Raw genomic sequence first — 21,120 nt, forward strand, 5'->3', positions numbered from 1 at the left:
TTTAATTATATTTGTTCATTAAATACTGCGAGCTTTTTCCAGCGATAAAGTCAGTTATGACTTCACTAGCCGTTGTAAAAGCTTCATCCATCAACTTTTTTTGTTCAGTATTAAATTGTGATAAAACCCATGAAACGACGCTGGCTTCTGTAACATTATCAGGATGCCTAATACCAATTTTCAGCCTGTTGAAGTCGTTAGTGCCGAGATCACGTATAATACTCTTAATACCATTATGACCCCCAGATTTACCATTTGCACGGATGCGGATTTTACCTAAAGGCATATCCATGTCGTCATGAATAATCAAAATTTCTTGCGGATTAACCTTGAAAAAGCGGGCAAATTGAGCAACTGATCTTCCCGAATCATTCATAAATGTTTGTGGTTCAAGAAGGATAACATCAACACCAGCAATCTTCTGCTTGGTATATTTTCCTTCAAACTTTTCCCTTTCAAGTGTTAGGCTATTTTCTTTTAAATAATAATCTAAAGCCATAAAGCCAGTATTATGTTTTGTTCCATCATATTTTTTGCCTGGATTGCCCAGACCAGCTATAATTTTCATCAAATTTCCCCTTACTTTTTATCGTAATAATGATAGCACAATCAACTGCTTTAATTTTTTCAAAGACTATTACACTTTGATTTCATTAGCTAAATTAGCTTTTTTAATTGTACTGCAAGTGCTAAAATCATTTTGAATAGTTATTTTACTTTCATATTTATTTAATCCTTGATTTGTTTATGATATAATTGTTGGGATTATTTTTACAACGGAGGCAGTTTCATGCTTATCAAATCTTTAGTTATTAAAAAAGATTACTTAACAACAGTTAACGAACACGCTACGCTTGAAGAAGCATTAAAAATTCTGGAAGATTCTGGGTTTAGATGTGTACCGATTTTAGATGATACCGGCACCATTTTCCGCGGTAATATTTATAAAATGCATATTTACCGCCATAAATCTCAGGGTAAGGACATGAGCCTACCAGTTACGTATTTATTAAAAAATGCTACTAAAACCATCAAGGTTAATTCACCGTTTTTTAAAGTTTTCTTCACAATCAAAGACTTACCTTATATTTCAGTCCTAGATGAAGAAAATAAATTTTATGGTATTTTAACCCACTCAAGACTGCTTGACATGTTATCAGATGCATGGAATGTGAAGACGGGATCGTATGTACTTACAGTGTTAACTGATAATTCTCGTGGAAATTTGGCTAAAATGACCAAAATTATCAGTAAATTTTGTGCAATAGCAGGTGTAATGAGTCTTGATGCATCTACAGCCGGTGAAACGGACAATGCTGTGAGACGTATCTTGTTTACATTACCGGCAGGACTTACTGAAGACACTTTAAAAGAAATTGTTAGACGTCTTGAACGTAAAAGTTATGTTGTTGCTGAAATTGAGGATCTTCAAGCTGGAATGACACTGATGAGCGATGAAAATCCAGGTGTTTATATCAATCAAGAAGATAACAATTAAATATCATCATTATAAAAAGCACATCAGCTTGATGTGCTTTTTTGCTTGCCTCTTTTATTAATTATAATAAATCCGCGGTAAACGATCATCCAGTAAACAAGCAACTTCATAATGAATGCTGTCAACATAGTCAGCAGCTTTTTTAATACTGTTGGGCGCTTGCGGATCATTGGAAATCAAAATCACTTTGGTTCCTACTGCCATTTTGCAAGGCAATTTAACCATTAACTGATCCATGCAAACGCGTCCAACAATAGGACAATACTCAGATCCCACCTTAATTTTAAAGCCCTGAAATTTACGAATAAAGCCATCCGCATATCCAACTGGTACGGTCCCGATAATCTCATCTTGATCAGCAATATAAGTTGAACCATAACCTACACCCTGACCCTTATGAATGGTATGAACCTGAACTAATTCACTAACAAAAGACATTGCCGGTTTCAATTTAATTGCGGTTTTTAAATCCGGGCCTGCTGGATTTGATGACGGGTTTAAACCATAAATGCCAATGCCAAAACGGACTAAATCACTGTGAACCCTCTTATTAAAAACACTGGCTGCAGTGTTATCAACGTGAATCCATCTTGGCTTTAACTTCAATAATTTTTTAAAATGTGCGAAACGGTCAACTTGACTCAGAAAGTAGGAATCATCACTGCTATCAGCTGAAGCAAAATGGGTAAACATTCCTTCAACATTAAAGTTTTGATTATTAAGCAAAAATTCATTCGCAGCAATAAACTCTTCATCTTCGCTAAAGCCAATGCGACCCATGCCAGAATCTACCGCTAAGTGAATTTTTAATTGCAAGTGGTTCTGACTTAGTTCTGGCTCAGAATCTTGTAACCATTTTAAATTAGGAACTGTCAAAGAAATACCATTGACAGCTGCTAATGGAGCATATTTTACGGGAGTCACTCCCAAAACTAGAATTGGCTGAATAATTCCAGCTCTCCGCAATTCTAACGCTTCGTCTAAAATAGCAACGCAAAAACCACTAACACCGACTTTGACTGCTTCTTGAGCAATTCGTACTGCACCATGACCGTATGCATTTGCTTTAACTACAGCAAACAGCTTTTGATCAGGTCTTAAATGTTTAATTTCTTCTTTGATATTTTGTCTAATTGCAGCTAAATCAACATATACTGCTGCAGGTCTGTGAATTCCAGGAACCATGTTTATTTCTCCAAAACAATTAATGTAACTATTTCATTCCGATCATGAGTAATACTAGGAAAAATTTTGCCATCAAATTTAGCGGAAGTAGTAATTGGATGTCCCAATTCATCCCACAACGTTTCTATATCTTGCAAGCCAACACCTTTGCCAAAACCTGTTCCGATAGCTTTGACAAAGGATTCCTTAATAGAAAAGCGACCACCTAAATATTCCGCTTTACGTCTACCTGATAGTTTTTGATACTGCTCGAATTCTTTGGGAGTTAATACCTTACGAGCAAAATTATCCCCTTTGGCAATAATTTTTTCTACACGTTCAACTTCAATTGCATCAATGCCGACTCCAACGATCATTTTGTTTTCCTCTTAATATCAAAAATATAGTACTAAAAAAGAGTTGTAAATTGCCACAACTCTTTTTTAGTAAAATGTTAACCTTTTTTATTTTTAATAATGAAGTTTTTGCCATTACCAGAACGGCGAGAATGTCCTCCGCGATAATTGCCACGGCTACGGTTACGGTCACCGCGATAGCCACGACTATTCCTTCCGCGACTATAATGACCACGACCTCCACGACCATTGCCCTTATATGGCAAAGGCTTTTCCGAACTGATTTTGACTTCAACATTTGCAGAGTCTTTGGACAAATTCTTCAAAAAGGCAGATACCAAATCAACTGCTGAATAGTTTTCTAACAATTCATTTGCATCATCGGTATATTTGGATAAGTCCTCTTTCATAATATCTTCAATCTTGGACTTAGCGACCTTCAATTGGCCACGTAAGGCTTGATCATCAGATGGTGGACGAAGAGGCGTCATTTTTTTCTTAGTTAACTGCTCAATCGTTCTCATATAACCAATTTCATTTGGCGTAACAAAAGTGATGGAACTACCATTTTGACCAGCACGACCAGTACGACCAATGCGGTGAACATAAGAATCAGGGTCTTGGGGGATATCATAATTGTATACATGTGTTACACCGGAAATATCCAGACCACGTGCAGCAACATCTGTTGCCACTAAAATATCCAGCTTGCCAGCGCGAAATCTCTTTAATACAGTAAGTCTCCGCGCCTGAGAGAGATCGCCATGAATCCCCGCGGCATTATATCCCCGTGCCTGAAGTCCCCTGGTAACCTCGTCAACGCGCCGTTTAGTTCTGACAAAAACCACTGCCAAATCTGGACTTTCAACATCAATCAAGCGACACATGATGTCAAATTTTTCTGAATCTTTAGCACGCACAAAATACTGGTCAATTAAGTCAGCAGTTAATTCTTTAGTCTTAATGCGCACAATTTCAGGATTGTTCATGAATTTTTCACTAATGTTCAAAATTGGTTTTGGCATTGTGGCACTAAATAACAAGGTCTGTTTACGGTTTTTAACGTAACTCAAAATACTTTCAATGTCTTGGATGAAACCCATGTCTAACATTTCATCAGCTTCATCTAAAACAATGGTATTAACATTTTCCAAATCAATCGTTTTACGTTTTAAATGATCAAGTAAACGTCCCGGTGTACCTACCAAAATTGCTGGTACATGATTTTTAAGAGAACGAATTTGACGACCAATATCAGCACCACCATAGACAACCTGTACCCGTGCATTCTCGTCACGACCAAGTCTAAAAAGCTCTTCTTGTGTTTGAATAGCTAGTTCACGAGTCGGTTCAATAATTAGTGCCTGAATTACTTTATTGTGCTTATCTAAATTTTGCAAGATCGGTAAAGCAAAAGCTGCCGTCTTACCGGTACCTGTTTGAGCCTGTCCAATTACATCTTTGCCAGCTAAAGCTAAAGGAATAGTTTGTTCCTGAATTGGCGTAGCTTCCTCAAAGCCTGAACGCTTAATTGCCTTTAACAGCTCATCTTTTAATCCTAATTCTGAAAATTTCACAAAATTCTCCTTATCTAAGCCGTTCTACTACTTTTTCCAGGTGCATCCCATGCGAACCCTTCAAAACCACAATATCGTTCGGCTTTATATCATTTTTCAAGTCAGTAATCATATGTTGCATTTGGTCTTTGGTATAATAATGCAGGTTTTCCGGTTTATAATTCTCTTTAAGTGCAGTTGCCAGATTTTTCATCTCTGTACCAAATAAATAAACTTCATTAATTACCTGAGGGTCGAGACAATCCGCCAGACCAGCATGAAGAGCAGCTGACCTGTTTCCTAATTCTAACATATCACCCAGAACAGCGATTCGCCGACTACCTGCAGGAACCTGAATCTGACCAAAACTGGTTATCACAGCACGGACGGCAGTAGGATTAGAGTTATAAACATCGCTCATGATGTCTTCTCCAACATCACCTTTTTCCCATTCCATTCTGTCAGCCGTCGGAGTAAATTTTTCCAAAGCTGTAGCGATTTCTTCATCACTTTCACCAAAGTGCCTGCCGACACAAAGAGCAGAAAGCGCGTTAGAAACGTTGTGTTTGCCAATCATGGGAATAGTAAATTTATGATCAGAGTTATTAATCGTAAAGGTAGCATGATGCTTGTAACTGCGATAACCTGTTGCATAAACTGTATCATTTTTGGCAAAACCAAAGGTAACTTTTGCTTGTGGTATTTTTGCCGCCCGTTCACGTAAAAGCGGTTCGTCTCCATTATATATAAGTTCGCCATCTTCACGTAAAAAGTCGGTAATTTCCATTTTAGCATCGGCAATTGCTGCACGTGAACCTAAAAATTCAATATGAGCTTCGCCAATCATAGTAATAATTGTAACGTCAGGATGGGTCAATTCACTTAGTTGATGCAGTTGTCCAGCATGATCCATACCCATTTCTAAAACCAAAATTTCTGTATTTGGTTTCATATCTAGAATAGTCATGGGAACGCCAATTTCATTATTAAAGTTGGCATCAGTTTTATGAACATTAAATCTCTTCGCTAAAACTGCTGCTGTCATATCTTTAGTAGTGGTTTTACCATTTGATCCGGTAATACCCACAACAGTAGGGTTAACCTTATTTAAGTAGTACTGAGCCAGTTCCTGCATACTAGTTAACGGATCATCAACTTCTAAAACTGCAATATTATCAGGCTTATTAGGATGATCCTTTTGCCACAATGTAGCACTTGCTCCGTTGCTAATTGCACTATTGATAAAATCATGACCGTCTCTATCGCCTTTTAGCGGTACAAATAAGCCGCCAGCAGCGATTTTTCTAGAATCAAAGGCAACAGAAGTAATAACGGTCTGATCATTGCCTTCACACTTTGAATTTATTGCTTTGGCTATTTCTGCCAGTTGCATTTTCATCTTTTTATCTCCTAGCCGAAAAGAGTTTTTTGCTAAAGTAATAATTATACTCCTTATTTAGGTAGTATAACAATTGTGCTTTACATAAAAAAGCAGCCCCAATGGGACTGCCTTCCACCAGATTGAAGATATTACTTGTTGTTCATACCATACTTCTTGTTGAACTTTTCGATTCGACCATCGGCCTGAGCAAACTTTTGCTTGCCAGTGTAAAATGGGTGAGAATCTGAAGTAATTTCAACCCGAACTAGTGGGTAAGTTTTACCTTCATAATCCACTGTTTCTTTTGGCTTTAATGTTGAACCAGCAACAAACTTAGCACCAGTTGCTGAATCCATAAAGACTACTTGTTGGTAATCTGGATGAATATCTTGTTTCATAATTATTACTCCTTTGCCATGACTCCTATTTCAAGTCATAGATTAATCGATTAACGTTTAATACCTTATCATTTTTGATAATAAAATTCAAGACTTATTTATTATAGCAGCTGCATCAATTTAAAACAATGTCGCTCGGCTTAACTTCTTTGCCAAAGTATGGTTTGAGTTCCTTATTATAATCAGCAATAAAGAATTTTTTACTTGCTAACTTAGTAATTTCTTTATTCGTCCAATTTAAAAGTGACTTATTGCCCTTTTTAACTGCAGGAGCAATAAATTGATTAGGGCCAATATTTTTAATACCAACAGTGTAATTAGGATTCTTCTTTACCCAAGCATAAAGATATGAATTGTCATCTGCTAAAGCAGCAGCGCGTTTATTTTTAAAAGCATTAAACTGCTGCGTTTTGGAATCAAATTTCAGTAAATCAACCCCACCCTTTTTGGTAAAGTAATTTTCTGCTGTTGTACCCTTGTTGACAATCATGTTTTTACCCTTTAGCTGAGAAGCGCTTGTAATTGGTGCATTCTTAGGAGAAATAACTCCAACTGATACCTTCATGTATGGCTTGGCAAAGTCAACAACTTGTTTACGCTCAGGTGTTTCAGTAAAGTTAGCTAAAACGATATCAGCTTTATTTGAATTAAGAGTATCTACGCGATTATTCGCATTAACCTGGGTAAATTTCACCTTAACACCCAAATCCTTAGCCATTTGCCGTGCAAGACGAACATCATAACCAAGACGGTTACCATGATCATCAACCCAACCATAAGGAGGCAAATCACCAAACACGGCAACTCGTAAAACGCCCCGCTTTTTAATCGCAGTCACGCTGCTTTCATTCGCATTATTGCTATTATTTTTTGATGACTTAATACCAAAAAAAGCAGCAACTGCAATAATTAAGACTACTAAAACACCAATAATAATATTTCTGCTTTTATTTTTCTTCATTATTTACTCCTTAAAAGTCCATACTAGTCAAGAAATCACGAGCACGATCTGTTTGGGGATGTTCAAAAAATTCTTTGCCAGGTGTATTTTCCAAAATTTTGCCCTCCTCTAGAAATAAAACCTGATCTGCTATTTGGCGTGCAAAGTTCATTTCGTGGGTTACGATAATCATTGTCATATGATCAACGCGAGATAAATCGGTCATAATTTGTAAAACGCCCCGAACCATCTCGGGATCAAGAGAAGCTGTAACTTCATCAAACAGCATTACTTCGGGGTGCATGGCCAGTGCTCTGACAATAGCAATTCTTTGTTTTTGTCCACCAGACAATTCTCGAGGATAAGTATCAACGTATTTTTCCAATCCTACTCGTTTTAACAGCTGCAGAGCCTCTTTTTTGACTTCTTCTTCAGGTCTTTTTTGTACTTTTACCGGTGCCAGCAAAATGTTTTCAAGAACGGTAAAGTTAGGGAACAAATCATAACTTTGAAAAACCATGCCAATTTTTTGACGTAAAGCCTGCCAATTTTTAGCATCGTTCTCAATCTTTTGTCCTTTAAAATAGAGCGAGCCACTTTTAAAATCTTCCAAGCCGTTTAAGCACCTAATTAAAGTACTTTTACCAGAACCGGAAGGACCTAATAATGTCAAAACTTCACCTTGATGCAGAGTAAAACTAATATCATGTAAAGCTTGCCAATCACCATAAAACTTGTTTAGATGTTCAACGCGTAAAACTTCTTTTGTCATTTATCTCACCTGTCCTGCTTTGCTGCTAGCCGTTTAGACCATACTGATAATGGATAATCTATTATGAAATATAAAAAGAAAATCAGACCGTAAATCCAAAAAACTGCTGTCGGATATTTTTGGTTATTCGCTTCAATAATCTGTTGTCCAATCGCGATGACATCCATAATACTGATCATCATTAGTAAAGAGGTAGTCTTAATCACTCTTGTAGCCAGATTAATAGTTGCTGGCAACTCAAGCTGCACGGCTTGGGGCAATAAAACGTAGCGAAAAAGCTGCACTTTGCTTAAGCCCAAAGCTAAGCCTGATTCTTTTTGAGCAATAGGAACTGATTCTATTGCTCCACGAACGATATCACTAAACTCAGCAGCAACCCATAGGGCAAAGGCTAAAACTGCCATCCAACTGGCTGGCCAATTGATGTGAAAGCTGCGCGGTAAAATATAGTAGAACAAAAATAATAGTACGATGGTGGGAACTATCCTGAAGAATTCCAGATATAGCCGCAAAATAAGCCGAATTATTTTATTAGGTAAAGTGCGCAATACACCAAGGAATGTACCTAAAACAAGACCGATAACCAGACTAACACCTGCAATCCAAACGGAAGTCCACAAGCCTTGCAAAATTCTGCTAAAGTTATTGCCGGCAAAGAAAACATTAATCGCCGAATGTGCCATAGCGTACCTTCCTTTCTAAATAATTTAAAAGTAAAATAATTGGAATTAAAATAATTGCGTAGGCAATCACCAAAATTAGCAAATACTCATTTGTCCGGTAATACATTCCAATTAGATCCAGAGCTGTATTAGTTAATTCAGGAATAGCAATTACTGAAAAAATAGAAGTCTCTTTAATCAGGAATATAATATTTGCTGTTAAGGCAGGCATACTTAGCGCAAAGCCTTGCGGAAAGACAACATAACGGGCTAATTGCATATTATTCATCCCTAAAGCTTTACCATCATCAATCTGAGTGGCACTGACCCCGGCAAAACCTCCTGTAAAACCTTCAGCCATATATGCTCCACCAAGAAATACCAGACCAATAATGCCGCAAGTTTGGGCTGACATTTTTAGTCCAATAACTGGAAAAGCATAGTATAGGAAAAACAATTGAATTAATAAAGGTGTATTTCTTGCTAACTCTACATAAGCTGTTATTAGTTGACTCAAAATTGGTACTTTAAAATATTGGATTAAACTGCAGAAAACTCCCACTACAATAGAAAAAATTATGCCAACAGCAGACAACCAGATAGTCAGTTGAAAAGCTTTTGCAAAAATAGGCAAACTTTGATTAATAATTTGCCAGCTCATTTTTAACCTCCCCCTGCAGTACTTAAATGGACTCAGAAGTCTCATTATTTGTCACAGTAGTTCTAACATAACAAAAGGCCTGCGGATACTTTATTCGCAGGTCCTAAATACTTATTGTTTTAAATTTGAGTGCGAATACTAAAAGAAACAAATATTTTGCAAATGATCTAATGAAATACATTTCTTTTCCAGTCTTTGCATTTGTTTCATTAACTGCACTTCTTTCTAAAACATCTATCAGTGCTTCTTATGCTATGCTTTTACTTACTTTTTGTCAATAACTTTGCTTAATATTACTCTCATTTTCTATCTTTGGGCTAATAAAAAACGCGCTTGTTTAGCGCGTTTGGTGTATTTATTTTATCTTCTTAAGCCTGTGACTTTTCTTTAATTGCTGCAGCAGATTTTTCCAACAATTTTTCTTCAGCTGGAGTTAGCTGTAAATTAATTTTGTGAACTATGCCTTTTCGACCAACAATTGCAGGATAAGACATGTAAGTACCATACTTTTCTTGGTAACTTGATACTGGTAATTCTGTCCGTGAATCTGTTAAAACGGCCCGCACTATTCTCACCGCAGCAGCCGAAACCCCATAATTAGTGTAATGCTTGCCCATAAACACATTTTGACCACCAAATTTGATTTCATCTTCTAAGTCACTTGGCTGCCATGATTCATTTTTAGCCAATTCAGTTAATGGCTGTTCAAATACTTTTACTGTTGACCAGGCTGTAAACTGAGTATCGCCATGTTCACCCAATGCAAAACCACTCACAGAACGAGGATCAACATTAAACTTTTTAGCAACAACTTTTTTCATTCTTGCTGTATCAAGTAAAGTACCAGTGCCCAAAACATGTTCTTTGGGTAAACCAGTTAATTGCTGATAAAGACTGGTTATTGCATCTACTGGGTTGGAAATAACAATCAGAATGCCGTTAAAGCCACTATTTTTGATAGATTCTGTAATCGGGCTTAATTGCTTTTTGTTATATTCAAGTTCTTGGAACCGATCACCCTTTGTTTCTAATGATATTTTCCCTAATGTACTAATGACAATGTCAGCGTCTTTTAGTGCATCATAATCATTAACAATGATGTTGGTATGATATGGCAAATTGGCCATTGCATCTTCAAAGTCAATTGCATCAGCGTTAACCTTGCCCTCATTAACATCGATCATTACTAAATCATCGACTAAACCTGAAATAATTAATTCATGTGCAACCGTACAGCCAACATGACCGTCTCCAATAATACCTATTTTTGTTGTCATAATTAAGTGCCTTTCTTTTTAAAACTGTTGAAATATCTCAGCAAACTCTCAATTACTCTTTTATTATACTAAAGATAGGGTTTAAAAAGATGTTTTCGCTATACTAAATAAAGCAATCTTAATTTCTGAAACTAAAATTAAAAATCAGGTCGTCATTTACCAACTTTAATATCTTTTGCATAAGGAATTGAGGGCTGAGCACCATATTTTTGCACAGTAATTGATGAAGCTTTATTAGCAAAAAGAACTGCATCTTTTAAGTTAGACAAATCTGGCTGCAATATACTGGTCATTGCACCAATAAAAGTGTCGCCAGCAGCTGTAGTATCAACAGCCTTGACTTTAAAAGCTGGAACCAGTTCACTTTTATTTTGATAGTCGTAAAATGCTCCTTTAGTACCGATTGTAACAATAACTATTTTTACGCCCTGATCATGAAGCTTAGAAGCAGCCATTTGCGCAGTTCTTTCATCAGTCACCTTTATCCCAGTGATGGTTTCAGCTTCTGTTTCGTTTGGTGTAATGATATCAGTAAGCTTCAACAAATCAGCAGGGATTTTAGCCATTCCAGGAGCTGGGTTTAAAATTGTTTTTACGCCCGCATCATGAGCAATTTCGAAACCTTTAATTGTTGCTGCAAGTGGGGTCTCAAATTGTGCGATAAGAAAGTCAGAATCTTTAATCAAATCCTGATTCTGCTCAACTTCAGCTGGTCCAAAAGCATAATTTGCACCTGCATAAATAGTAATTGAATTCTGACCATTATCATCTACTGTAATAAATGCTTGTCCGGTTGATTCTTTTTTAGCTGTGATAATACCTTGGGTATTAATGCCTTCTCTCTTAAGTGAGCCCAACATCTCTTTTCCCGGTGCATCATCACCTACACCACCAATAAAGCTAACTTCACATCCTGACCTTGCCGCAGCAACTGCTTGATTTGCGCCTTTACCGCCTGCGGCAGAATAATGTTCTGACGCATGAACGGTTTCACCTGGTCTGGGCATTTGTTTGACGCGCAAATTAGTATCTAAATTAATACTACCAATAACTGTAACTTTATTCATTTAAACTTTAAAACCTCTTAATTAGCATAATTTTCAAATAACCTACTTCTACCAAAAATAATAACACATTTGAAATTACCCTCAAATGTGTTATTAATTTTATTAATATATATCTCCTAAAATATTTATTTAGGTAAAGATCCAATCTCTGTTTGTGAATTAACCTGACTCATACTAGTTTGATCCAAATCAATATTCTTGTTATTTAAAATGATCACAATTACATCGGTTTCCTTGCCTGCATCTTTTGCCTGCTTATAATCGAAATTGGCAAGTAACTGACCTCTTTTGACCTTATCACCTTTCTTTATTTTAATGGTAAAAGGGGCTCCGTTAAGCTCAACGGTGTCAATACCCATGTGAATCATTATTTCCGTCCCATTTTTACTTTTAATGCCAATAGCATGTTTGCTTGGAGCCAACATGGTTATAACTCCCGTAATTGGAGAATAAATCTCCGTCTCCGCAGGAACTACCGCAAAACCATCACCCATTTTTTTAGTAGCAAACAATTCATCATTAACTTCAGCAATTGTTTTAAAAAGGCCTGAGCATGGGGAATAAATAGTTTCATTTCTCTTGAAAAAATTAAGCATATTTCCCTCCCTAGATATGTGTATCCCAATAAGTGCAGAATGCATTAACTGGACTCTTACCTTTAAATGGAGATTTGCCTAGCAACTTATCTACTAAAATTGCTGGAACATATTCATTTGCGGTATAAGCATTGATATAAGTTTTTACCATTGGAACATCCTGCAAGTGATATGGATTAGCGATTGAAATAAAAATAGTAGGGATTTCATGTACAAACCAAGGAACGTTATAGCCCATTGGCTTAAGCCAATTTAACCTGACGGTTGTTTGATTGCTGGCTGTTTTAACATTAGCAAAATATATTACAGTATCAAACCTGGCTTTTAGTTCTCTGACTGATCCATTAACCATTAAATCCTTTAAATCTTCATTTTCAGGATCAAATACAGTTACATTAAACCCTTCTTCTTTCAATCTTGATATAAAAATACTTGAAACAGGCGGTTTGCCACTGGCACTAACAACATCACCTATAACGAAAACAAGAATTTTTTTGTTTTTCTGCAATGTTAAAGGTAGAACATCCTGCTTGTCTTTAACTAAAGTAATTGATTCATCAGCTAATTCTTTAGCCCATTTAACATGTTCTGGACATTTTAAAACTTTTAAAGCCTCTTTTTCAGGAACCAAAGTCTTATTTCTTTGCTTTAAAAATAGTTGCAATGATTCTTTAGTAGCTAATACTCTAGTAACAGCATCATTTAATCTGTCTGTTGATATTATGCCCTCGTTCACTGCATCCAGCACAAAATTAAAATCTTCATCCAAATCTCTGGTAAATAAAAGCATGTCGCAACCAGCATTAATTGCTTGAGGCAACAGCTCTGCTCTTTTTCCTTGTGAACTAAAACCGGCCATGTTAGTAGCATCACTTGAAATCAAACCATTAAATCCTAGTTTCTCTCTTAATAAATCATGAAGCAATTCGTATGATAGAGAACCAGGATAAATATCTTCATCTTTCACATCTGGATTAAAGTACCTCGTATAAGCAGGTTGATAAATGTGACCGGCCATTAACGTCAGTGCTCCATTATCAATCATTGCCTGGTAGATCCTGCCATATGTTTTATCCCAATCAGAAACGCTTAGTGAGTTAACTGATGTCAGAAGATGCTGGTCGCGGTCATCAACGCCGTCTCCTGGGAAATGCTTAATTGCGACTGCCATGCCTGAACTTTGGCATGCTTTCATATATTCCTGAGCCATTGATATAACAGTATCAGGATTATCACCGTATGTTCTAACATTTATAATCGGGTTAGCAAAATTTTTATTAAAATCTACTACTGGAGCAAATGACCAATTACATCCCACAGCGCCACCTTCACGAGCAGAAATTAATCCTAAGCGGTAGGCGTTCTTTTTATCATTAGAAGCCGCTACTTCAATTTGTCTGCCGTAAAAGGTCCCATCAGTACCTATGCCGTCTCCACCAGATTCAAGGTTGGCGCCAAGCAATAGTGGTATTGGGGAAACTTCCTGAATATAACGCTGCAAGTCCTGAATGCTAGAACTCTTTTGCGGACGAAACATCATGCCACCAGGCCGATAGTTCTCAATAACCTCTTTTATTTCTTGTTCGGTTGAATAATTGCCCAATAAGCAAAATAATTGGCCCACTTTTTCTCTGACTGTCATCTTAGACATGAGCAGTTTAATATTATCAATCTGCTCATCTTTCAAGTAGAATGGATTGCCCTTTAAATTTATTTTGGTCATTTGCAATGCTCCTTTTCTTAAATATTATTTGTTTGCTTTTTTGGTTTGCAAAAAATGAGGGTTAAGCAAAATGAAATTGCCATGGAAATTAATACTACTATCACTGCACTAATAATACCGGAAAAATTAGTAGCATTAGGAGAAAGGAAGCAAGGAAAAGCAAATATACCTTGTCCACCCATTTGATAAAATTTAACTCCCATTAACATTGCTAAAATACCACCAATAGCTGAAGAAATACAACTTATGAAAAATGGTTTCTTTAGTAGCAAAGTAACACCATAAATTGCCGGCTCAGTAATACCAAAAATTGCTGGGAAAATTGAAGCAATAGTATTGCGCTTTTGCTTAGTATCTTTAAGGATCAAAGCCAGTGCACAAAGTGCTGCAAGCTGAGTAAAAGGACAGGCTATATTGGCGGCAAAAATAACATCAAATTTTTGTGTGGCTAAATTGTTCAGTACTATTGGGATAATGGCATTGTGCACGCCAAAGATTACTAATATTTGCCACATTCCTCCGATAAAGGCACCTAATAAGATTGGACTAAGTTTATATAACTCTTTTACAATCCAAGCAATAATATCTGACAACCAAATTGATACTGGACCAACTACTAATAAAGTTAGTGGCACAATCACCAATATGGTTATTAATGGTACAAGAAAATTTGCCACGGATGCCGGACTGATTTTTTTAGCAAAACGTTGGACATAAGATGCTGCCCAAACTGCAAGGATAATAGGAATGACAGTCGAAGTATAGTTATTTAACAAAACAGGTATATGTAAGAAAGTTAAATAAGCCTTAGTTTGAAAAATCGTACCCGACAAAACTGTTGCTGCAGCTTTGCCTGACATTGCCTGTATCAAAGTAGGATAAATAATTGCCGTACCAATAACAAGCGAGGTCATTTGATCAACATGAAATTTTTTACCAGCCGTAACTGCTAAAAATACTGGAAAGAAATAAAATAAAGCGTCACCAATAGCATACAAGATAATATATGTGCCATCTGTATTCTTTAAGACACCCGCTGTGGTCAAAATTGCCAGCAGTCCCTTAACCATACCGCTCGCACATAAAACTCCCAAAATTGGGACAAAGATACCAGATAAAAGGTCTACTGCTTTATCCCATAAGGATTGTTTTTTATCAATTAGTTTCGTATCTTCTTTCAGGGCCTCTTCGTCTGCTACAGTTTCTCCTCCGCTAAAGTGGTAGAGGCTGTTAATCTCGTCAAAAACTGATTCTACGTGCATGCCAATCACTATTTGATATTGTCCGTTAGCTTGGATCACGTCAACTATCTCTTCATTTTTCTTAAGAGCCTCGGTATTTGCCTTGCTTTCATCTTTTAAAACAAAACGCAAGCGGGTAAAACAATGAATTAATGAGACAACATTGTCCTTTCCACCCACATTTTTTACTATAAATTTACTCAATGAGGTATATTTTCCCATTTTTATTTCTCCTTTGAGATTATGTTTTTCAACATATTGTGAATATGAAGTACTAAATAGGCGCGTTCTTCCTGATAAATGGTGATGCCAAATTTTTGAGCAAATTCAGCACTGAGACTGTTCACACAATCTTTTTCCCTTTGATATTGTTTATCAGACAAAACAACTAGCAGAGAAGAATTAACGTCATTTTCTTTATAATCATTATCTAAAATTCTTTGGGCAAAAAAGCGAACATGAGTATCAAAGCGCTGATAATACAGTGGATCTGCTTTCTCAGCAAAATCAATTTTAAAATAATCAAAAACGTAATTCGTAACCCAATGAACTATCTCAACTACACGATAACCGTTAAAATCTCCCTTATTTTCCAACTCACTGTTCACTACATGTAAAGCAATTGTGGCTGCTTCGTCTTCAGCCAAATTGCAACCAGTCATATTACGAATTAATTTGATGCCAAAAAGACCAACTTCAAACTCTTGAGGGTAAATCCTTTTTATATCTAAAATCAATGGATTCGAAATTTTTATGCCCTTTTTAGCCTGCTCAACTGCTCTGTAAATATGATCAGTTAAAGCTACGATTAGACTTTGATTTAACTCCTGTTTTAACTTTGATTTTGCCTTGTCAACTATGTCATTAGCAATTGCATAATATTCAATTGGTATATTAACCAACAATTTTGCCATAGCTGAGGAGATCTCTTGAGGTAATACTGGAAAATAATATTCTATTTTGCTTTCATCAACTTCATCGCCAACATGTTTTCCGAAAGCTATTCCTCTTCCTGTAACAATTAATTCTTTACCTTTGTCGTCGACTACAAAAGAAACATTATTGTTGATCCCACGCTTAATAAACACTCAATTCTCCTCCTTTCAATAAAAAATAAAAACCTGCTTGCACACAAGAACCAAATTGATGATTTAAATTGTGTGACAAACAGGTTTAGCTTACTTAATAATCATTAGTAATAACTATCCGATAGTCATGTTTATTTTACCCGATCAAATGGGTTATGTAAATATAAATTAGCAAATACTGCGTAACGCTTTCAGAAAAAGTTTTTTTAATTTTCAAATCATCATCTTTTAATTTTGTCTATCAAAGCATATAATTACTTTTATCATTCAATTTAAGTAAGGTAAAAATATGAAAAGACAACTCAACTTTTTCGCCGCTCTAGCCACTGTCATGGGCACCATGATTGGTGGCGGTGCTTTTTTCAAAATTGCTAACATTTCAGCTTTAACTCACAATGCCTGGCTAAGTATCATAGTATGGCCATTTGCCGGCTTCATTACTCTAATGGCAGGATTAAGCATAGCTGAGTTAGCGTCAATATATCCCAAAGATGGCGGACCCGTCAGATATCTGGAAGAAATATACGGTCCCAAAGTTGCCTTTTTGTTTGGCTGGTCGCTAATAATCGTCTATTATCCGGCAAATATCGCTGCACTTTCAATCGTATTTGCAACCCAACTAAAAGAAATACCGCATTTTAAAGACTTGTCTACTACAGTGATTGCTCTAATCGTGATGCTGGCAATTCTTTTGATCAATTGGATCGGATCAAAATTGAGTGGTCAGGTACAAAAAATAACTTTAGTTATTAAACTATTGCCAATTGCTGCAATTATAATCTTTGCTTTGTTTTATAGTGGACCTAATCAGCTAGCAGGAGCTCCAGCGCCTAAAATAGCATCTGCTTCGGGAGCAATGGCCTTCGGACAGGCTCTTTTAGCTGTGCTTTTTGCTTATGATGGTTGGTTAAGTATCGGCAACTTAGCCAGTGAAATCAAAAATCCCGCAAAAACTTTAGCCAAAGCTATTATTTGGGGACTTTTTGGGGTAACAATCATTTATACTCTTCTTAACTGGAGTTATGTTAGAGTCATTCCCTGGTCAAAAGTTGTAGGTAACCAGACAACAGCTCTACTTACCGCCAAAAAGCTCTTTGGTAGTGTGGGGGGAACTTTGGTTGCTACAGGAATTTTAGTTTCAGTGTTTGGTGCGATTAATGGCCACCTTCTTTTGGGATCCAGAATGCCTTATGTTTTAGGCAAAGAAAAGAAATTGCCAGCTGCAAACTTTTTCAGTAAATTAAATTCTAAAACTATTGTGCCTACCAACAGCATGATTTTTGAATGCGTAATTGCAACCATTATGATTTTTTCTGGTACATTTGATTCATTAACCAACATGCTGGTTTATGTTTCCTGGATTTTTTCAATTTTATTATTTTTAGGCGTCCTTATCTTACGTAAAAAACAACCAGATCTTTTACGACCGTATAAAACTCCTTGGTATCCTTTTCCACCTATTCTTGGGATCTGTGGTGCTTTATTTATTGTTGTTACCACAACGCTAACCCAGCCACTTTTGTCACTTACAGGTATTTTATTGACTCTTAGCGGCTGGCCAGTTTATGTTTATGTGCAAAAGAGAAATCAAACTTAAAAGTACAATAACAAAGTATGAACTTTTATACTTGGAACTTTTTTACTGAGTTAACAAAGCTTTTAAGAGCCTGAGAATGATTATTTTTTAAAAAAATCATTTGCATAGAATAATTCTGATTTTGTTTTTGTGAATGAAAACGACGGTAAACAATTTCTGAATCAGGTTGCATTATGTGATCAATTAATCCTTTTGGTATATATGCTATTCCCTGATTTAAAGCAGTACTCGTCATTAATTGTTCAATTGATGATACTCTTTTAATTTCATATTTAGTATCACTCTTATGCAAAGTTGCTGTGAAAGTCTTACGCATAAAGTCTGAATTTTCATTGCTATAATAAAATAAAGTTCTGCCTTCTAGATCCTTTTCATCAATATATTTCTTTTTACTTAGACTGTTTTCTCTACTTATGCCTAGAACCATTTCATTCGAATAAACTGGTACAAACTCATAAAGAGAAGCTTGAGGAATGTTATACGAACCATAATGATTGATGTAAGCACAATCAAGCTTATTTAAAACAAGATCAGCAAGAATATGTTCTACACTTTCTTCTACCGTAATGAATCGAATCTCAGGTAGAAGTTTTTTTCTTTTATAATTAATAATTTCTTTTTCCATTATGAAGGCATCAAAAATGGAAAAATAACTCAGATAAAGAGTGCATTCATCCGAATTTGAAATATTTTGCAACTCAGAAATTGTTGAATCAAAATTATTAAGATATTCCTGTGCCCTACCAGCAAAGTATTTTCCTGCCGCTGTGAGACGAATACTATTAGTAGTACGGTTAAATAATTTTACTCCAATTTCGTTTTCCAACCGGGAAATCTGCCGTGATACTGCCCTTTGAGTAACGTAACGTTCTTCTGCTACTCTGCCAAAACTGCCCTGTTGGACAACTGCTAAAAATACTTTTAATTGTTCACTGTCCATTTTACCTATACCTTTTACCTGTACATTTATGTTCTACTCACGTCTAAATTAACTATAACACCATTTTGATGTAAGCGATTATAATTTTTATAAAAAGTTTAGGAGGATAAAAATGGAAGTCAAAGATAAATATGATTTAATTATTGTCGGTGGTGGTGCAGCTGGTTTTACTGCTGCATATGAAGCAAGCCACAATGGTTTGTCAGTTTTAGTAGTTGAAAAAGGCAGAAATACTGGTGGTAGTGGAGAATATATTGAAGGTGCTTTTGCAGTAGATTCTTACTTACAAAAGCAACATGATGTAAAACTAACAAAAGAAGATGTCTTATCTGAAGAGCTTAATTACTCTCATTACCGCGCTGATACCCAAGTTTGGAAAGAGTACATCGATGCTTCAGCTGGAATAATTAAATGGCTAAAAGATTTAGGTGTCGAATATTTAGATGTTGCTCCCTTAGGCAGTGGTTATCGGACATGGCACCTATTCAAGGGCTTAGGTAAGTCGGTAATTCATGATGTTTTGGAACCAAAAGCTAAAAAGCAGGGGACAGATGTCATTACATCAACTGCAGTAACAAAAGTCAATTTGAGCAGTAACGGACAAGTTGAAAGTGTTAATATTGAAAATTTAGCAGATCACTCTACAAAAACTGTCAATACTATGGCTGTTGTTTTAGCAACAGGTGGATACTTAAATAACAAGGAGCTGATCAAGAACGAAACTCATTATAATGTTGATCAGCTAATTCCAGTAAATTCTGAGAAAAATACCGGCGATGGTCTACAACTTGCCTGGAAAGTAGGAGCACAAAAATATGCAATGGGTACAGCAATGCTTTTTGGTGGCTATTTAAAAGACCATACTAAGCCGGGTTATGTTTACCGCTATTCTGAACTTAATGGCGCAGCTGATCAGCAGTCGCTACTTTGGGTTAACGAGAATGGCGATCGCTTTGTTAACGAAGAAGTTGTAGACAACTTTGCATTAGCAGGAAATGCTTTATTTACTCAAGGTAAAGTATTTACAATTTTGGATCAAAGTACGATAGATCATTTGACAAATGAAAAGTTATACAAACCAATGGGTACTTGGGATTACCATGATACTAAACTGCCACATCTCAAAGAAGAAATGCAAAAGGCCTTTGATGAAGGTGCACCTTATCTTACAAAAGCTAATTCAATCAATGAATTAGCAAATAAAGTTAATTTATCTAATTTAAAAAAGACCGTTGATCGTTACAACAAACTAGCTCACAGTGGAAAAGACGTTGACTTTGGTAAAAAAGTGGACTTTATGATTCCAGTTGAAAATGGACCTTTCTACGCCATAGAACTCGGAATTGGCGCATTTTGCACAATGGGTGGATTAAAGACAGATACTAAACATAACGTTATAGATCAAAATGGCAAACCAATTACGGGTTTATACGCTGCAGGGAATGATGCAGCCGGAATGTTGATTGGTGATACTTACGGACCTAACATGCCGGGTACTGAGGCAGGATTTGTCTTTTATTCTGCTAAACATGTTGCTGATGTTATTTATCAGCAAATAGAAGATTAATTAAAATCATAAAAAACGAGTCATATTGATGTGACTCGCTTTTTTGTATACCAATTCTGAAATTAATAAAATTCATTCTATTGACTGTCAAAAAGTTAATAAAAATTTCTTACAATTCAAAAAGTTCCATTTCTTTAACCTTGTTTTTAAACTTTTTTTAATTTTATAAATTCAACATAAGATAAAAGCATAAAAGATAAATACCTAAAACAAATAGTAAAAGTATAAAACTAGGTAGAGAAAATGAGGCTTCTTTATTAAAATTTTTATGATTTAGCACAGCACTTGTTAACAACAATATTGACTCTATAGTTAGCACAAGGTTTAAAAGGAATGCTTGACAACAAATTAAAACGAATAGCCATAAACAGATTGTTTTTAAGTTCATCATAAAAATTCTTTCTTTTGTCCATAAATACCATCCGACTAATGCGTTAATTGATGCAAGCATAATAATAACTGCAAATTTTGGATTAAGTTGTAAAGTTTCAGCAAAACTTTCAAAATTATAAATTTTTGACGTATTAAGATAAACATATACTAAATAAATTATTGCAGAAACAAACAATAGAATATAATTTGATTTATATAAATAATTTAAATGACTTTTTATCCATATTTTTGACATCAAAAAGA

21 protein-coding genes are annotated in these 21,120 nt (G+C 35.8%); 3 read left to right on the plus strand and 18 right to left on the minus strand.

Going from position 1 to position 21,120, the window contains the following annotated elements:
• Window position 1 precedes the first annotated feature (1 nt).
• Window positions 2-568, minus strand: a complete 567-nt coding sequence (gene pth / locus DKL58_RS07225; RefSeq protein ID WP_109586609.1) for an aminoacyl-tRNA hydrolase — start codon at window positions 566-568, stop codon at window positions 2-4.
• Window positions 569-790: 222 nt separating this feature from the next.
• Between pth and cbpA the strand changes: the two genes are divergently transcribed.
• Window positions 791-1,498: a cyclic di-AMP binding protein CbpA gene (cbpA, locus tag DKL58_RS07230; RefSeq protein WP_109586610.1), complete on the plus strand. Its 708-nt coding sequence runs from the start codon at window positions 791-793 to the stop codon at window positions 1,496-1,498.
• 57 nt (window positions 1,499-1,555) lie between these two features.
• On the opposite strand, the gene alr is transcribed toward cbpA, so the two are convergent.
• The 15 genes from alr to DKL58_RS07305 all read right to left on the minus strand — a co-directional run bounded on the left by alr (window position 1,556) and on the right by DKL58_RS07305 (window position 16,380).
• A complete protein-coding gene (alr, locus tag DKL58_RS07235; RefSeq protein ID WP_109586611.1) occupies window positions 1,556-2,683 on the minus strand; it encodes an alanine racemase in 1,128 nt (375 codons plus the stop codon).
• Between the two features lie 2 nt (window positions 2,684-2,685).
• Window positions 2,686-3,039, minus strand: coding sequence for a holo-ACP synthase (gene acpS / locus DKL58_RS07240; protein WP_109586612.1), 354 nt, complete (start codon window positions 3,037-3,039; stop codon window positions 2,686-2,688).
• Window positions 3,040-3,116: 77 nt separating this feature from the next.
• Window positions 3,117-4,595: a degradosome RNA helicase CshA gene (gene cshA / locus DKL58_RS07245; protein WP_109586613.1), complete on the minus strand. Its 1,479-nt coding sequence runs from the start codon at window positions 4,593-4,595 to the stop codon at window positions 3,117-3,119.
• Window positions 4,596-4,605: 10 nt separating this feature from the next.
• Window positions 4,606-5,973: a UDP-N-acetylmuramoyl-tripeptide--D-alanyl-D-alanine ligase gene (locus tag DKL58_RS07250; RefSeq protein ID WP_109586614.1), complete on the minus strand. Its 1,368-nt coding sequence runs from the start codon at window positions 5,971-5,973 to the stop codon at window positions 4,606-4,608.
• Between the two features lie 131 nt (window positions 5,974-6,104).
• The gene (locus DKL58_RS07255; protein ID WP_034981446.1) at window positions 6,105-6,353 is read right to left on the minus strand and encodes a type B 50S ribosomal protein L31; all 249 of its coding nucleotides are present in this window, start codon (window positions 6,351-6,353) and stop codon (window positions 6,105-6,107) included.
• A gap of 115 nt (window positions 6,354-6,468) precedes the next feature.
• Window positions 6,469-7,314, minus strand: coding sequence for a transporter substrate-binding domain-containing protein (locus DKL58_RS07260; protein WP_109586615.1), 846 nt, complete (start codon window positions 7,312-7,314; stop codon window positions 6,469-6,471).
• Between the two features lie 10 nt (window positions 7,315-7,324).
• Window positions 7,325-8,065, minus strand: coding sequence for an amino acid ABC transporter ATP-binding protein (locus tag DKL58_RS07265; RefSeq protein ID WP_046332481.1), 741 nt, complete (start codon window positions 8,063-8,065; stop codon window positions 7,325-7,327).
• A gap of 5 nt (window positions 8,066-8,070) precedes the next feature.
• Window positions 8,071-8,748: an amino acid ABC transporter permease gene (locus DKL58_RS07270; RefSeq protein ID WP_109586616.1), complete on the minus strand. Its 678-nt coding sequence runs from the start codon at window positions 8,746-8,748 to the stop codon at window positions 8,071-8,073.
• On the minus strand, window positions 8,729-9,388 hold the full coding sequence (locus DKL58_RS07275) for an amino acid ABC transporter permease (RefSeq protein WP_109586617.1): 660 nt from the start codon (window positions 9,386-9,388) through the stop codon (window positions 8,729-8,731). Before DKL58_RS07275 ends, DKL58_RS07270 begins: the two co-directional genes overlap by 20 nt.
• 368 nt (window positions 9,389-9,756) lie before the next feature.
• The gene (locus DKL58_RS07280) at window positions 9,757-10,665 is read right to left on the minus strand and encodes an L-lactate dehydrogenase (RefSeq protein ID WP_109586618.1); all 909 of its coding nucleotides are present in this window, start codon (window positions 10,663-10,665) and stop codon (window positions 9,757-9,759) included.
• Window positions 10,666-10,817: 152 nt separating this feature from the next.
• The gene (rbsK, locus tag DKL58_RS07285; RefSeq protein WP_109586619.1) at window positions 10,818-11,732 is read right to left on the minus strand and encodes a ribokinase; all 915 of its coding nucleotides are present in this window, start codon (window positions 11,730-11,732) and stop codon (window positions 10,818-10,820) included.
• A gap of 125 nt (window positions 11,733-11,857) precedes the next feature.
• Entirely contained in the window at window positions 11,858-12,328 is a 471-nt protein-coding gene (locus DKL58_RS07290; protein WP_109586620.1) for a PTS sugar transporter subunit IIA, read from the minus strand.
• Window positions 12,329-12,338: 10 nt separating this feature from the next.
• On the minus strand, window positions 12,339-14,051 hold the full coding sequence (locus DKL58_RS07295; protein WP_109586621.1) for a glycoside hydrolase family 3 protein: 1,713 nt from the start codon (window positions 14,049-14,051) through the stop codon (window positions 12,339-12,341).
• A 17-nt stretch (window positions 14,052-14,068) separates the two neighbouring features.
• Window positions 14,069-15,514, minus strand: coding sequence for a PTS transporter subunit EIIC (locus DKL58_RS07300; protein WP_109586622.1), 1,446 nt, complete (start codon window positions 15,512-15,514; stop codon window positions 14,069-14,071).
• A 2-nt stretch (window positions 15,515-15,516) separates the two neighbouring features.
• Window positions 15,517-16,380, minus strand: coding sequence for a PRD domain-containing protein (locus DKL58_RS07305; RefSeq protein ID WP_109586623.1), 864 nt, complete (start codon window positions 16,378-16,380; stop codon window positions 15,517-15,519).
• Window positions 16,381-16,669: 289 nt separating this feature from the next.
• Between DKL58_RS07305 and DKL58_RS07310 the strand changes: the two genes are divergently transcribed.
• Window positions 16,670-17,977: an APC family permease gene (locus DKL58_RS07310; RefSeq protein WP_109586624.1), complete on the plus strand. Its 1,308-nt coding sequence runs from the start codon at window positions 16,670-16,672 to the stop codon at window positions 17,975-17,977.
• A 25-nt stretch (window positions 17,978-18,002) separates the two neighbouring features.
• Here the strand turns inward: DKL58_RS07310 and DKL58_RS07315 are convergent, their stop codons facing one another.
• A complete protein-coding gene (locus tag DKL58_RS07315; protein WP_109586625.1) occupies window positions 18,003-18,917 on the minus strand; it encodes a LysR family transcriptional regulator in 915 nt (304 codons plus the stop codon).
• A gap of 112 nt (window positions 18,918-19,029) precedes the next feature.
• Here DKL58_RS07315 and DKL58_RS07320 point away from each other — a divergent pair, with 112 nt between their 5' ends.
• Window positions 19,030-20,484 carry a vinyl phenol reductase gene (locus DKL58_RS07320; RefSeq protein WP_239386369.1) on the plus strand — a complete coding sequence of 485 codons (1,455 nt, stop codon included), beginning with the start codon at window positions 19,030-19,032 and terminating at the stop codon, window positions 20,482-20,484.
• 163 nt (window positions 20,485-20,647) lie between these two features.
• Here DKL58_RS07320 and DKL58_RS07325 read toward each other — a convergent pair whose 3' ends face one another.
• Window positions 20,648-21,112 carry a hypothetical protein gene (locus tag DKL58_RS07325; protein WP_109586627.1) on the minus strand — a complete coding sequence of 155 codons (465 nt, stop codon included), beginning with the start codon at window positions 21,110-21,112 and terminating at the stop codon, window positions 20,648-20,650.
• Between the last annotated feature and the right edge of the window lie 8 nt (window positions 21,113-21,120).

This window comes from Lactobacillus kullabergensis, assembly GCF_003151025.1.
GTDB classification, from domain to species: Bacteria; Bacillota; Bacilli; order Lactobacillales; family Lactobacillaceae; genus Lactobacillus; species Lactobacillus kullabergensis.

Excerpts from the sequence above, each read along its gene's own strand:
- pth (WP_109586609.1), bottom strand. The coding sequence starts at position 568 with ATGAAAATTATAGCTGGTCTGGGCAATCCAGGCAAAAAATATGATGGA.
- cbpA (WP_109586610.1), top strand. The coding sequence starts at position 791 with ATGCTTATCAAATCTTTAGTTATTAAAAAAGATTACTTAACAACAGTT.
- alr (WP_109586611.1), bottom strand. The coding sequence starts at position 2,683 with ATGGTTCCTGGAATTCACAGACCTGCAGCAGTATATGTTGATTTAGCT.
- acpS (WP_109586612.1), bottom strand. The coding sequence starts at position 3,039 with ATGATCGTTGGAGTCGGCATTGATGCAATTGAAGTTGAACGTGTAGAA.
- DKL58_RS07250 (WP_109586614.1), bottom strand. The coding sequence starts at position 5,973 with ATGAAAATGCAACTGGCAGAAATAGCCAAAGCAATAAATTCAAAGTGT.
- DKL58_RS07255 (WP_034981446.1), bottom strand. The coding sequence starts at position 6,353 with ATGAAACAAGATATTCATCCAGATTACCAACAAGTAGTCTTTATGGAT.
- DKL58_RS07260 (WP_109586615.1), bottom strand. The coding sequence starts at position 7,314 with ATGAAGAAAAATAAAAGCAGAAATATTATTATTGGTGTTTTAGTAGTC.
- DKL58_RS07265 (WP_046332481.1), bottom strand. The coding sequence starts at position 8,065 with ATGACAAAAGAAGTTTTACGCGTTGAACATCTAAACAAGTTTTATGGT.
- DKL58_RS07270 (WP_109586616.1), bottom strand. The coding sequence starts at position 8,748 with ATGGCACATTCGGCGATTAATGTTTTCTTTGCCGGCAATAACTTTAGC.
- DKL58_RS07275 (WP_109586617.1), bottom strand. The coding sequence starts at position 9,388 with ATGAGCTGGCAAATTATTAATCAAAGTTTGCCTATTTTTGCAAAAGCT.
- DKL58_RS07280 (WP_109586618.1), bottom strand. The coding sequence starts at position 10,665 with ATGACAACAAAAATAGGTATTATTGGAGACGGTCATGTTGGCTGTACG.
- rbsK (WP_109586619.1), bottom strand. The coding sequence starts at position 11,732 with ATGAATAAAGTTACAGTTATTGGTAGTATTAATTTAGATACTAATTTG.
- DKL58_RS07290 (WP_109586620.1), bottom strand. The coding sequence starts at position 12,328 with ATGCTTAATTTTTTCAAGAGAAATGAAACTATTTATTCCCCATGCTCA.
- DKL58_RS07295 (WP_109586621.1), bottom strand. The coding sequence starts at position 14,051 with ATGACCAAAATAAATTTAAAGGGCAATCCATTCTACTTGAAAGATGAG.
- DKL58_RS07300 (WP_109586622.1), bottom strand. The coding sequence starts at position 15,514 with ATGGGAAAATATACCTCATTGAGTAAATTTATAGTAAAAAATGTGGGT.
- DKL58_RS07310 (WP_109586624.1), top strand. The coding sequence starts at position 16,670 with ATGAAAAGACAACTCAACTTTTTCGCCGCTCTAGCCACTGTCATGGGC.
- DKL58_RS07315 (WP_109586625.1), bottom strand. The coding sequence starts at position 18,917 with ATGGACAGTGAACAATTAAAAGTATTTTTAGCAGTTGTCCAACAGGGC.
- DKL58_RS07320 (WP_239386369.1), top strand. The coding sequence starts at position 19,030 with ATGGAAGTCAAAGATAAATATGATTTAATTATTGTCGGTGGTGGTGCA.
- DKL58_RS07325 (WP_109586627.1), bottom strand. The coding sequence starts at position 21,112 with ATGTCAAAAATATGGATAAAAAGTCATTTAAATTATTTATATAAATCA.